This is a genomic window from Methanococcus vannielii SB, from assembly GCF_000017165.1.
Taxonomy (GTDB): domain Archaea; phylum AGJL01; class Methanococci; order Methanococcales; family Methanococcaceae; genus Methanococcus; species Methanococcus vannielii.
On sequence record NC_009634.1, the window covers coordinates 654,650 to 667,025 of the forward strand.

The window sequence follows — 12,376 nt, forward strand, 5'->3', positions numbered from 1 at the left end:
CTAATTTAAATTTAAAATATTAAAATTAAAAGTTATGGAATTAAAATATCAAGATCTCCATGAACTGCAATTATAAACATTGCATGTGACCAACCTAAAGGCATTGCAGAAATTGGAACTTTCAAATCCTTATGAATTTGTTCGGGAAATAAACCACTGAAATTATTTTTTAACGTCCATTCAAATAAAGATATACTTTTTTGAATGTAAGACTCAACTATTTCACGTTTTATGGCATTATTTTTCAAAAAGGCCCTTATTAATTGTTCATAGTACATGTGCAGCCATAGTGTATTTATGATCCAAGGGTTTCCGCCAAAATAGACATCTTCAGGGTATCGCCCAATTCCGCCAATTTTATAATTAAATGCACCTTCAATTTGACTTGCAGTATTTACCATTTTAGGATCATCAGGATCTACAAGGTTAAATGGGAAACATATTCCAAGAATACTTGAATCGACTGTATTATCTTTAGGACTTACAGACTTTAAAAATCGGTTATCTTCTTCAGAGTAAATTTTTTTTATCATTTCTTTTTTCAAAAATTCAGCTGAATAAATCCAATTTTTAACGTCGGAAGAATTATCTTCGATAATTTTTGAAATTTCAACTGCTGACTTTAGCCCTCCGTAAATTGAACCAATTGTGTAAGTAAAGAGGCCATATTTTTCCTCCCATAAATCGTAACTTAATGATTGATTGTTTAATACGTTTACTAGATAGTTTGCAGCTTTTTTTACCATCCCCCAGTTTTTTTTAAGGGAGTTAATATTTTCTGTTTTTCGGTAGTGAACCAGTAGGGCCCATAATGTAGTTCCAATTTGGTCGTTTTGAATTGCAGTAAGCCGCGGGGATCCATCAACATGATAACTTTGTATCCATGAGCCATCTTGATTTTGGGTTTTCCTACACCATTCAAAATATTTTTCCGTAACTAAATGCTGGCCGCATAAGTCAAGTGCAACTGCCATGTAACCCCCATCCCTACACCATACGTGCCGGTAATCCGGATACAGGGAAGGTGACGCCATTATACCGCCATTTCTACTACATAATAATAATATTGTTAAAAGAGAGCGCTTACATAATTCTTCATAGTGTGAAACCCGATTTAATTCATTCTCACTTAGTCTACTTACGGCAGTATCTAAAATATTCTTCCAATATGCATGAGTAAGTTCGTAAAAGTCCTCGTGATTATCGATAATGACTCTTGTTAAATCCAATGTGTCTATAATTTTAGGATAGCTTCCATCGTATTTTTCAACCATTAAAAAAACAGAAATTGTCTGCTTTTGACCGGGATTTAATACTAAATCCCAAGATAATGCACTATCTGTTATTAATCCTTTTGATTTTGGGTATTCTTTTAATATGCCATTTGCCATGTCTGTTAATGCACTTTTATCAGTTGAACGAACCCCACATTGGTACGATGAAATTTTTTTATTACTTCCAACGCTAAATACGTACTTTCCATCGTATTTCACTAATAACTGCCTATCTTTTATAAACCGGACAGTGTTTTCATTTGGAATCTCACCCATCCGGATATTTTCATAAAAAAATAGTTTTATATTTTGGATTTCTTCGGTTTTATTAGTGACTGAGAGTTGTTTTATAATCATGTTGTGAGATATTGGAACGTAATCTCTTGACTCTAAAAGGTATTCTTTGGATTCATACGAAGTTCTTAAGATATTTGTTTCTTTTACGTAATTTTGCTTTATAATCCAATCGTTATTCCAAGCCCATTTTAATCCACCATTATATATTGCAAACGTTGCATCTAACACGTGTTTTTCATATCCAATATTTGGATAAAACATGTACTCAATAGAACCTGAATCATCTACTTTTGCAAGTACGTTTCCGTTTCCAATAATTCCGACCATAAAACCACGCCCTAAAAATAAAAACTTAAATCATGTATTAAATTTATAACTGTAATATAATGGTTATATAATGTAGTTATAAAATGTAAAAGATAACTATTTTTTTAATGGTAATTGATGATAATAAATATGTTGCCATAATTTATAATAAATTATCGATTCATCATATCTATTGCTTTTTTATAAACTTGGACTGTTTCTTTTGCAATAGTATCCCAACTATATTTAGTGTATGAGTCATTTTTTGCATTTTTAACAATCCATTCTTTAAACCCATAATCTGAAAGCACCTTATCAATACCCCATGCAATTGAATCAGGATTTTTTGGATAAACCTTAACGCCATTATATTCATGGCTTATAATTTCACTAAGTCCCCCTATATCGCTTGAAACTACCGGTGTTCCGGAAGCCATTGCTTCGAGTGCAACAATTCCAAAAGGTTCGTATATGGAAGGAATTACGCATACATCAGCATATTTATAAAGTTTTTTTAATAAATCTCCATTTTTAAATCCTAAAAAAATAACCCTATCCCTACATCCCAGTTTCCACGAAATATGTTCTAAATAATTTTGCATATTTCCATCACCTGCAATAACAAGCTTGGAATCAGGATGCCCATAAAGAAGTTTTTGAAAGCCATGTATTAAGTATTCAACTCCTTTTTGATATGCGAGCCTACCCACATAAAGAATCATTTTTTCATGGTCTAAAATCCCAAGATGTCTTCTAAAGTCATATTTTTCATAATCATTTGCATTAATATTAAATTCATAAGGATTTATGCCGTTATAAATTACATTAACCTTTTCAAATGGTACGTTAAATGCTGAACATATTTCATTTTTTATAGCATGACTTACTGTAATTATCTGATTTGATTCGTAGTTTGAAAACCACTCTGAATCATTTATTGCCCGAGAATCCTCTGAATTAATACCTCCACACCGGCCAACCTCAGTACTGTGTACTGATTGAACATAAGGAACTTTCGAAAGACTTTTTACATTTGCACCAACAAAAGAAGTCATCCAGTCATGACAATGAACAACGTCGTAATTTTGAATTCCAAGATTTCCAAGTTTTTTTTCAAGAGCCGTTGCCATAAACATTGCCCACGTTAAAAAATTACCATGTGAAATCGGTTTTACACGATATATATTTACTCCATTAATATTTTCATGCTCTAAAAGGTCGTAACCAACTGTTATGATATCCACATTATGCCCTGCCCTAACAAGTGCTTCAGCTAACCCCTTACAATGAACAGACAATCCTCCTACCATTATTGGAGGATATTCCCAAGTAATCATTGATATCCTCATTCTTTCACTTACCCCCTTGGATGTTAAAAATAAATTAGATATAAATTAAATATAAATTAGATATAACTTAAATACATACTAAATATAAATTAAAAAGTAATATATCTCTTCTATAACATATATTTCCAGTAATATAAAAATATAAGGAATATTTTTAAGAGGGGTATTTATGAAAATAGCAATATTAACACCAACAATTGCGCCCATAACTTCGATAGGAGGTTTAGGCGACATTTTAGAGGACTTGCCTAAAGTTTTAAAGTCGGCAGGTAATGAAGTTTTTGTTTTAACATTCGACCATCAGGGTAAAATTTCAAAACTACCTAATGAAAAAATAATGGAACTTTACTCAAAATATCAAGGTACCGAGTTTATTTTTGATGTAATAAAAGCTAAACATCCTCTTTCAAAAACAGAAATTATTGCATTTAGTAATCCGGAAATAAATTTCCTTGATACATGGGATCCTGTAAAATATGAAATTTTTGCAGACCTTGTTGTATCATATCTATCTGAAATTCCCAACATAGAATGCGTTTCAGGCCATGACTGGCCATGCGGACTTGCAATTGCAAAATGTCATGAAAAATTAAATCTTCCAACAACAATAACTATACATAACGAAGCATTCAAAGGGCCTGTAAAAGAGTATAAGGGAAGTATTTTATCTTTTTTAGAACTTGGAATTTATTATAGTGATGCATTCAATACGGTTAGCCCAAATCATGCTGAAGAAATAAGAAATTTGGACTTTTTAAGGAATCAGTGCAAAGTAAAACCTTTTCACGGCATAATAAACGGCATAGATTCTGAAAATTATAATCCTGAAACCATAATTAAAAGAACTACTTATTTAAGCAGTAATAATTTAAATCCAGTAAATTACGGTTATTTAGAAAATTACAAAATTTCTGATGCTTCAAAGATAAAACCAAAAATTAAAGAGTCCTGGTTTTGCAAATTAAATAATTTAAAAAGATATATTAACGATTGGAACGATATGGATAAAAGTAAGCTATCCGGTACGGATGTTGAAGTTTATGGGGGCTTAAAAGGAAATATTAAAACGCCTCTTTTAGGATTTGTAGGCAGGGCCACACACCAGAAAGGATTTGACCTAATATTTGAAACCGTTCCAGAAATAGTTGAAGAAAATGACATCATGTTTGTCATGCTTTCAAAGGGAGAACGAATTATTGAAGAAAAAATGAAAGAATTTGCTGAAAGCTATCCAAAAAAAGTAATGGCTTTAACTGGGCACTGCCCCCCACTAGTTCCAATATTATATGCCGGTTGTGATTGGACAACTGTCCCTTCCCTTTGGGAACCGTGTGGATTGACACAGATGGAGTCTATGGCATATGGAACACCCGTAATTGCAAGAAATACAGGTGGATTATCGGATTCCGTAATTTCTTTACATCCTAATCCCCATGAAAACCCAAATTTTGATATGGCAACGGGCGTTTTATTTAACGACTACGATAAAACCGGATTTAAATGGGGAATTGAACATGGGATATACTGGACATTCTATAATTTAGATGAAGCGTGTATATTTATAAATTATAAACATGTTTCATGCCCTGAAAGTCCATATGAAGAAAATAGTCCGCTTTCAATAATGATGAAAAACTGTTACAACCACGTACAAAAAAATTTAAGTTGGCAAAATAACGATAGTGCTGAAAGGTATCGTGCACTTTTTGGAGGGGCAATCTACAAACATTATTTTTAAACTAATAATTAATGATAAAAGGGGATACTATGAACGGGGAATTTTTATTTAATTACAGTAATTCAATGAATACCGAAATAGGCGATTTTGGAATATCAATTTCAGATATTGATAATGAACTTGAAAAAGCTACATCGTGTATTCAAAACCTACGTGATAAGGAAGAAAATGGGGAACTTGGTTTTTTAGATGTTTTAAAGGATAATTTGGATAATTATGAAGAGTTAAAAGAGTATTCAAAAAATTTTGAAAATCTTTTAATAATTGGAATAGGGGGTTCAAATCTTGGTTTAAGAGCTTCAGAATCTGCAATACTTGGAAGTCTTACTTCAAGGTACGATAAACCGAAAATTCACTACATGGATAACTCGGATCCTGAAAAAACAAATTATATATTGAAAAAACTAGATTTGGAAAATACTCTTGTCTTTGTAATAAGTAAATCTGGAAATACAATTGAAACGCTTGCTAATTTCTTTGTAGTTAGAAATCTAATGAAAAAGAAAAATTTTAACTGGACTAAAAATATTGTGTCAATTACCCATGACGGGGAACTTAAAAAATTAACTGAAAAAGAAAAATATATTCATTTTGACGTTCCAAAAAATGTTGGAGGTAGATTTTCAGTTTTATCATCAGTTGGGCTTGCCCCAATGGCTTGTGCCCAAATTAACATTAAAAAATTAACTGACGGCGCAAAATTAATGGAAAAATCCTGTAAACTAGAAAATATTTTTAAAAATCCTGCACTTATGAATTCATTTATACATTACATGATGTATAACCGTGGAAAGAAGGTTTCCGTGATGATGCCATATATTGAAAGGCTTAGAAGCTTTGGAATGTGGTACGGACAACTTTGGGCAGAAAGTCTTGGGAAAAACGGTTTTGGACAGACGCCTGTAACTGCAGTTGGTGCAACTAGCCAGCACTCTCAACTCCAACTCTACGTTGATGGTCCAAAGGATAAAATAGTAACTTTTTTAAGCGTTAAAAAGTTTAAATGCGACCTTGAAATTGAATACGAATACGAAAGTGCATTTAAGGGGTATAAAATGTCAGAAATAATTAATTCCGAACTTGTAGGCACTGAAAATTCACTTAAATTTCACAATGTTCCAACTGTAAAAATAGTACTTGATGAATTAAACGAAATAACACTTGGAAAGCTTTTTTTAATGTATGAAATGCAGACTGCAATTTCAGGAGAAATATACGGAATAAATGCATTTGATCAGCCCGCAGTAGAACACGGTAAAAAAATAGCACATGAATTTTTAACTAAAAACCGTTCTAGGGGAATGTCAAATGAATTACATTCTAAAAACCACGTAATACTTTCAAAATAAATATAAACTTAATCAATCATAATTTTTGAGGAGTTCTGAAAGCATGGATGAAATATACCGCCATTTTGAAGATTTTTCAAACGTTTCTATTTTTTTAGCATATAATGTAAATGTAGATGCATTAAAATATCTAAAATATCCAAAAGACGTTTACGGCCTAATCGGGGACTTTAATGAAGAAGAACTAATTTCAAAAATAGAAGAATATCCAAGAGTAATTGAAAATCCATTAGATTTTGTTTCTAGGCTAATTCATGCAATGAGATCTGGAAAACCAGTGGAAGTTCCAATAAAAAATACTCCAGAACTGGATTCATATTTTAATAGTATGGTTTACGATGAAGAAAGGATTGGCGGACAAGTTGGAATAATTTCAAATCTATTATCAATTTTAAATTTAAAAAAAATAATTGCTTATTCACCAATTTTATCTAAAAAACAAAGTCAAATGTTTAATAATTCTGAAAACTTAGTATTTCCAACTGAATTCAATGGAAAGCTTGTTTTAAAAAAGCCGATAGATTCTTTTGGAAACGACGAGTTGAAAATTAATCGAATTTTTGAATACCCTGAAAACCTTTCAATTAGTTTAAAAAATATTACCGTTACTTCCAAAAGAGCCAACCGGTTTATTGCAGCATCTCGTCCTGAAAATTTACGAATTGAGGTTCATGAAAATTTAAAAAGTCATCTTTCTAAAATTGGAAAGATGGTTGACTGTGCAATTCTTTCAGGATTTCAAGCAATAAAACAGAGTTATTTGGATGGAAAAACCTCGGATTATTATTTAGATAACGCTATTGAGGATATAAAGCTTTTAAAATCGCAAAATCCTGATTTAAAAGTGCATTTGGAGTTCGCTTCAATTCAAGACATCATAATTCGGAAAAAAATAGCGGACTATATTCTACCCCATGTAGATTGTATAGGAATGGATGAAGCCGAAATTGCAAATATAATTAACTCTTTAGGTTACAGTGAATTAAGCGAAGGTATTTTAAAAAATAGCCGACTTGAAGACGTTATTAAGGCATCAAAAATACTCCTTGAACAGTATAATCTTGATGGAGTTCAAATTCATACGTTATATTATATAATGTACATTTGTAAAAAAGGTGGAATATTAAGCGAAGAATCTTTAGAAAAAACACTTGAATTTGCAACAATTTTAGCATCTACAAAAGCTTCGCTTGGAGAAATAAACACTACTAAAGATTTAGAGGTAGGTTTGAATACTCCGTACAATAAACACGGTAATTTGTTAAAAGAGATTGCAAAAAATATTTCCATTCAAAAAGAATATGAAAAATATAATATAGTACTCGTTCCTTCAAGAATTGTTAAAAATCCAAAAAGTACGGTTGGACTTGGAGATACCATATCCTCAGGTGCTTTTGTTGGATATATATCTGAACTTAAAAAAGCAAAAAGTAAGAATTAATATTTATTGTGTTGAACAGGGCTTTCCTAAAAGTGGGGGCTCTTTATCATCCACTCCTGGGCGGTACCCAAATTCATCTTTTGCACTTTCCTGGACTTTATGGAATATCCTTGCAACTGGAATTTCCATTGGGCATACGTCTTCACATTGTCCGCAGTTTACACAGCTAAATGCCATGTGTGACATTCTAACTCCTTGAAACATTATTGGATTTGGAGGAATTTCTCCACGGTCAATATATTCTGCTTCAAGTGCACATTCTTTACAGAAACATACTGGACATGCATCTCTACATCCATAGCACTTTATACACCTGCTCCAGTATTCATTCCACTTTTCAAATGATGGGTAATCGTCTTCAAGCCATTTTTTCTTATATTCATCGCCCATCTTTAACATTGAAGCCTCTACCTTAGCCCTTAACTCCAGTCCTTTTGAATTAGGGGTTTTTTTCTTAATATAGCCTTCTTTTTCTGCATCTTCAATTAATTTTTTACCTTTTTCACTGCATACTTCAATAAACGTGTACTTTCCAGACTCTTCTCCAATTACTCCCCAGTTTCCTGCTGCAAGGTCTGCTTTCCTAGGGATTTTTTCATCACATCTCTGGCAGTTTATCCGTCTTCCATAGCCATTATCTTCAAGGTCGTGCATTTTAACTTCTTTATGGGTTCCGTCTTTTAATACAATTATAAACTTACCCTTGTCTATTTCTTCCTTTATAACATCCTTAGGGTCAACTTCATAGAATAATTTTATCATTTCAATGGCCACTTTTGGAGGAACGGTTCCCCCGCAATTTAAACCAATCATGTAAATATTATCCAAATTGATTTGAGCTCTTTTTGAAAGCTCAACTATAGCCCTCATGTCGCAAGGTTTTACCGGAACCGCAAGTTTTACGTCTTTTAAATAGTCTTTAATTATTCCGCCCCACATTGTCGGAGCACAGTGCAGTGATCCTGCAGTATTTATCAAATCATCCGAAGATGTTACAAATGCAGGTATTGCATCATAAACGTCTGCCCCTTTTTTTAAGGCAAGTACTCCATCTACGATATTTTTATCCAAAAGGTATTTAAAAAGTGCAGTAACTGCACCGCCACACTCTCCTTTTTCAAGTATTGCAGGATCTGCTGCCTGTACATAGTACATTTCATTGCTCATTGTATCCCTCGTTTAAAATCCCTAATAGCCTATAATTTCTCCACTTTCGCAGCACATACTTTATATTCCGGGATTTTACAGTTAGGATCAAGTGCAGGGTTCGTTAAAATGTTAGCTGCGGTTTCTGCAAAGTGGAATGGCATAAATATAACACCTTGCTTAATATTTGGGGTAATTTTTGCGTTTACAACCACTTCGCCCCTTTTTGTAGATACTTTAATTTTTTCTTTATTTTTAATCTTTAGAACCTTTGCATCGTCAGGGTGAATCTCAACAAATCCTTCATCTATTTCATCAGACATGTGCTTACTTCTTCTTGTCATTGTACCCGTGTGGTAGTGGAAAATAATTCTACCAGTCGTTAGTGTAAGCGGGTATTCTTGATTTGCCATCTCATCTGGATCTTTATATTCGACTGCAAATATATTCCCAAGACCATCAGGTGTTAAATATTTCTCACAGTGAAGTATAGGCGTTCCAGGATCATCTAATGTTTTACATGGCCAGTGTAGTCCATCAACACCAAGTCTTTCGTAAGTAACGCCACCATATTGTGGAGTAACCTTTGAAATTTCATTAAATACTTCTTCAGGAGTATTGAAGTTAAATAAATCCCCTTGACCCATCTTTTCAGCAATCATCTTTACAATCTTCCAGTCTTCGATTGCTTCACCGGGTGCGTCAACAGCTTTTCTTATCCTTTGAATTCTCCTTTCAGTATTTGAGAAAGTTCCATCTTTTTCTGCCCAGGAAGCTCCAGGTAACACAACATCTGCAAGTTTTGCGGTTTCAGTTAAGAATATATCTTGAACTATTAAAAAATCAAGGCTATTTAATGCATGTTCCACGTGGTGAAGGTCTGGATCTGAAACCATTGGATTTTCACCAAGAATATATATACATTTTACTTGTTCACCCGCCTTAGAGAGCATATCTGGAATTGAAAGTCCAATTTGGCAATCAACTGGCGTATTCCAAGTTTCTGCAAGTTTTTCATGATTTAGTGGAATAGGTTGGTATCCCGGAAATACATTTGGAAGTGCACCCATGTCACATGCACCTTGAACATTATTTTGCCCCCTTAACGGGTTTACACCTGTTCCGGGTTTTCCCATGTTTCCAGTGATCATTGCCAAGTTACAACAACATTTTACGTTATCTACCCCATGAATAAACTGAGTTATACCCATACAGTAGAGTATTGTTGATTTTTCTGCGCTTCCATACATTTTTGCAGCTTCAATTATTAATTCAGGAGCTACACCGGTAATTTTAGATACGTATTCTGGAGTATATTTTTCAAGGGTTTTCTTCAATTCATCGTACCCTTTTGTCCTGTTTTTTATAAATTCATCATTTGTAAGCTTTTCATTTATAATTACATGCATTACTCCGTTTAAAACTGCTGCGTTTGTACCTGGAAGTAATTGCAAGTATAAATCGGCCTGTTTTGCAGTTGGAGTATACCTTGGATCAACTACAACGACCTTTGTACCTTTTTCTTTTGCACGAATAACCCTTCTTGCAACAAGCGGGTGTTGTTCAAACGTATTTGAACCTATTATAAATATACAATCTGCTTGTTCTATATCAGAAATTGAATTTGTCATAGCACCTGAACCAAAAGCTTGCCCTAAACCGACCACAGTTGCTGAGTGTCAAAGTCTTGCACAGTGGTCAATATTATTGGTCTTCATTACTGTTCTTGCAAATTTTTGAAATACGTAATTATCTTCATTGCTACATCTTGCAGATGAAAAAAATCCGATTTCTTCTGGAGAATAATCCTTTAATTTACTTGAAATCAAATTTAGAGCTTCTTCCCATGATGATTCAACCAATTCTCCATTTTTTCTAATTAATGGAGTTTTTAGTCTATCTTCACAGTGTACAAACTCGTGACTGTAGCTTCCCTTAATACAGGTTTTTCCCTCATTTACCGGATGTCGTTTGAATGGATTTGTCCCAACTAGTTTTCCATCCTTTACAACGAGATCCAAACCGCAGCCTGTACCGCAGTAAGGGCATATCGTATGAATGAATTCCACGTTCATTAATCATCACCGTTAAATTATGTGTGACACCTTTTGGTTTTCAGTTAAAGATTAGTATTCCAAATTAGTTCATACTAATCCATTTGTGCTATAATTATTGTGTGCTATTTTCAATTTTTCGTGCTATATTACTTTATCAGTACTTAATATAAAAAATAATATCGTGCTATATTACTTTATCAGTACTTAATATAAAAAATAATAAAAAGAATAAATTAAAATATGAAAAATGATAAATGTATTTTGAGTATTTAGTGTAGGCAGATAAAGTTAGGCTAGTTTATCTGAACTATTTGGCTAATACTTGAGTTGGCTTGACTCTATGGGGTTAGATACGGAGGTGTCCGCCCCTTTGGGCATCATCCACAGTTATTTAGGCTATATTAATTAACTTTCCCGATTCAATATTCATAAGATACCCATCAATTGCGACATCTTTGGGTATTGCAGGATGTTCCTTTAGAAGTCCTACACCATCTATAACGTTTCTTTCTTCACAGTTCATTCTGCCAAGCCATGCTTCAAAATCGGGTGTGAAATTTGGGTTTGCCCCTCTTTCAACCATCTTTTTTCTTACATCTTCAAAACTTGCAGCGGCCATTCCACAGTCAGTATGTCCAATCACCATGATATTTTCAACACCTAAAAGGTATATTGCAACTACGAGAGAGCGAATTACATCTTCAGTTATGATGTTTCCTGCATTTTTTATTACTTTTGCGTCACCTTGTTCAATTCCAAGCTTTTTTGAAAGGAAATTTACAAGTCTGGTGTCCATACAGGTTACAATTGCAAGTTTTTTCTTAGGCTTTGCATTTTCTCCCAAAATATAACCTCCATGCAATATTAATTAGATTTTCGAACACCTATGCCATAAATTTTGGGCGCCCATAGATTTGGAATTCCAATTATTCCGAAGAATTTATAGTTTTTAGCTACTATTCCATATAGTTCAATCATGTCTCCTTTTTTAATCCCGTCTGGAACCGGCGATATAAGGTTAGAAAATATTTTGCCAGTTTCATCACTTACTCTGATGGTTGGTTTTGTAGATATACCATATATTACCTTGTCCAATTTTCCAACAATTTTCACCCGATTATTCAGACTTTCTTTTGTTATTTCAGATATTTTATACTCTTTTGAAACGTCTACATATTCAGGAAGTAATTCATCAGATATTTTTTTGTTCATATTTGAAATTTTAATTGGGATTAATGTAAGACCTAGTATGAACGGGATTGACATTAGAAGTATCCACAAATTTTTAGATACGTATACTGACCATGCTGTAAAAATTAAACATATTATGAGAGAAATAAATGCCGAAGGAGTAGTTTTTGCATGTCTTGTCAGTTCACTTATTAGTACATTTGAATACATTATAACACCAAAAAGATG

Annotated in this window: 9 protein-coding genes; 3 read left to right on the forward strand and 6 right to left on the reverse strand. The window is 33.2% G+C overall.

Features of this window, described 5'->3' with window-relative positions; genetic code table 11:
* Positions 1-32 precede the first annotated feature (32 nt).
* Together MEVAN_RS03075 and MEVAN_RS03080 are read right to left on the reverse strand one after the other, a co-directional pair.
* On the reverse strand, positions 33-1,898 hold the full coding sequence (locus MEVAN_RS03075) for a glycoside hydrolase family 15 protein (RefSeq protein WP_011972411.1): 1,866 nt from the start codon (positions 1,896-1,898) through the stop codon (positions 33-35).
* Between the two features lie 152 nt (positions 1,899-2,050).
* Positions 2,051-3,226, reverse strand: coding sequence for a glycosyltransferase family 4 protein (locus MEVAN_RS03080; protein ID WP_011972412.1), 1,176 nt, complete (start codon positions 3,224-3,226; stop codon positions 2,051-2,053).
* 169 nt (positions 3,227-3,395) lie between these two features.
* On the opposite strand from MEVAN_RS03080, the gene MEVAN_RS03085 reads away from it, so the two are divergent.
* From MEVAN_RS03085 to pfkC, 3 genes are read left to right on the forward strand one after another with little or no spacing between them, the layout of a single operon-like run.
* On the forward strand, positions 3,396-4,964 hold the full coding sequence (locus tag MEVAN_RS03085) for a glycogen synthase (protein ID WP_011972413.1): 1,569 nt from the start codon (positions 3,396-3,398) through the stop codon (positions 4,962-4,964).
* Positions 4,965-4,993: 29 nt separating this feature from the next.
* Positions 4,994-6,313: a glucose-6-phosphate isomerase gene (gene pgi / locus MEVAN_RS03090; RefSeq protein WP_011972414.1), complete on the forward strand. Its 1,320-nt coding sequence runs from the start codon at positions 4,994-4,996 to the stop codon at positions 6,311-6,313.
* Between the two features lie 43 nt (positions 6,314-6,356).
* Complete coding sequence (gene pfkC, locus MEVAN_RS03095; protein WP_011972415.1) at positions 6,357-7,754, forward strand: ADP-specific phosphofructokinase; 1,398 nt, start codon at positions 6,357-6,359, stop codon at positions 7,752-7,754.
* 3 nt (positions 7,755-7,757) lie between these two features.
* Here the strand turns inward: pfkC and MEVAN_RS03100 are convergent, their stop codons facing one another.
* The 4 genes from MEVAN_RS03100 to MEVAN_RS03120 all read right to left on the reverse strand — a co-directional run bounded on the left by MEVAN_RS03100 (position 7,758) and on the right by MEVAN_RS03120 (position 12,358).
* Positions 7,758-8,921: a Coenzyme F420 hydrogenase/dehydrogenase, beta subunit C-terminal domain gene (locus tag MEVAN_RS03100; RefSeq protein ID WP_011972416.1), complete on the reverse strand. Its 1,164-nt coding sequence runs from the start codon at positions 8,919-8,921 to the stop codon at positions 7,758-7,760.
* 29 nt (positions 8,922-8,950) lie between these two features.
* A complete protein-coding gene (locus MEVAN_RS03105; RefSeq protein WP_011972417.1) occupies positions 8,951-10,975 on the reverse strand; it encodes a formate dehydrogenase H subunit alpha, selenocysteine-containing in 2,025 nt (674 codons plus the stop codon).
* A 373-nt stretch (positions 10,976-11,348) separates the two neighbouring features.
* Positions 11,349-11,801 carry a beta-class carbonic anhydrase gene (locus MEVAN_RS03115; protein WP_011972418.1) on the reverse strand — a complete coding sequence of 151 codons (453 nt, stop codon included), beginning with the start codon at positions 11,799-11,801 and terminating at the stop codon, positions 11,349-11,351.
* A 20-nt stretch (positions 11,802-11,821) separates the two neighbouring features.
* Positions 11,822-12,358: a hypothetical protein gene (locus tag MEVAN_RS03120; protein WP_011972419.1), complete on the reverse strand. Its 537-nt coding sequence runs from the start codon at positions 12,356-12,358 to the stop codon at positions 11,822-11,824.
* Between the last annotated feature and the right edge of the window lie 18 nt (positions 12,359-12,376).

What these genes read in the sequence shown, in the direction of transcription:
- MEVAN_RS03075 (WP_011972411.1), bottom strand. Translation starts at nt 1,898, where the DNA reads ATGGTCGGAATTATTGGAAACGGAAACGTACTTGCAAAAGTAGATGAT.
- MEVAN_RS03120 (WP_011972419.1), bottom strand. Translation starts at nt 12,358, where the DNA reads ATGTATTCAAATGTACTAATAAGTGAACTGACAAGACATGCAAAAACT.
- MEVAN_RS03100 (WP_011972416.1), bottom strand. Translation starts at nt 8,921, where the DNA reads ATGAGCAATGAAATGTACTATGTACAGGCAGCAGATCCTGCAATACTT.
- MEVAN_RS03085 (WP_011972413.1), top strand. Translation starts at nt 3,396, where the DNA reads ATGAAAATAGCAATATTAACACCAACAATTGCGCCCATAACTTCGATA.
- MEVAN_RS03080 (WP_011972412.1), bottom strand. Translation starts at nt 3,226, where the DNA reads ATGAGGATATCAATGATTACTTGGGAATATCCTCCAATAATGGTAGGA.
- pgi (WP_011972414.1), top strand. Translation starts at nt 4,994, where the DNA reads ATGAACGGGGAATTTTTATTTAATTACAGTAATTCAATGAATACCGAA.
- pfkC (WP_011972415.1), top strand. Translation starts at nt 6,357, where the DNA reads ATGGATGAAATATACCGCCATTTTGAAGATTTTTCAAACGTTTCTATT.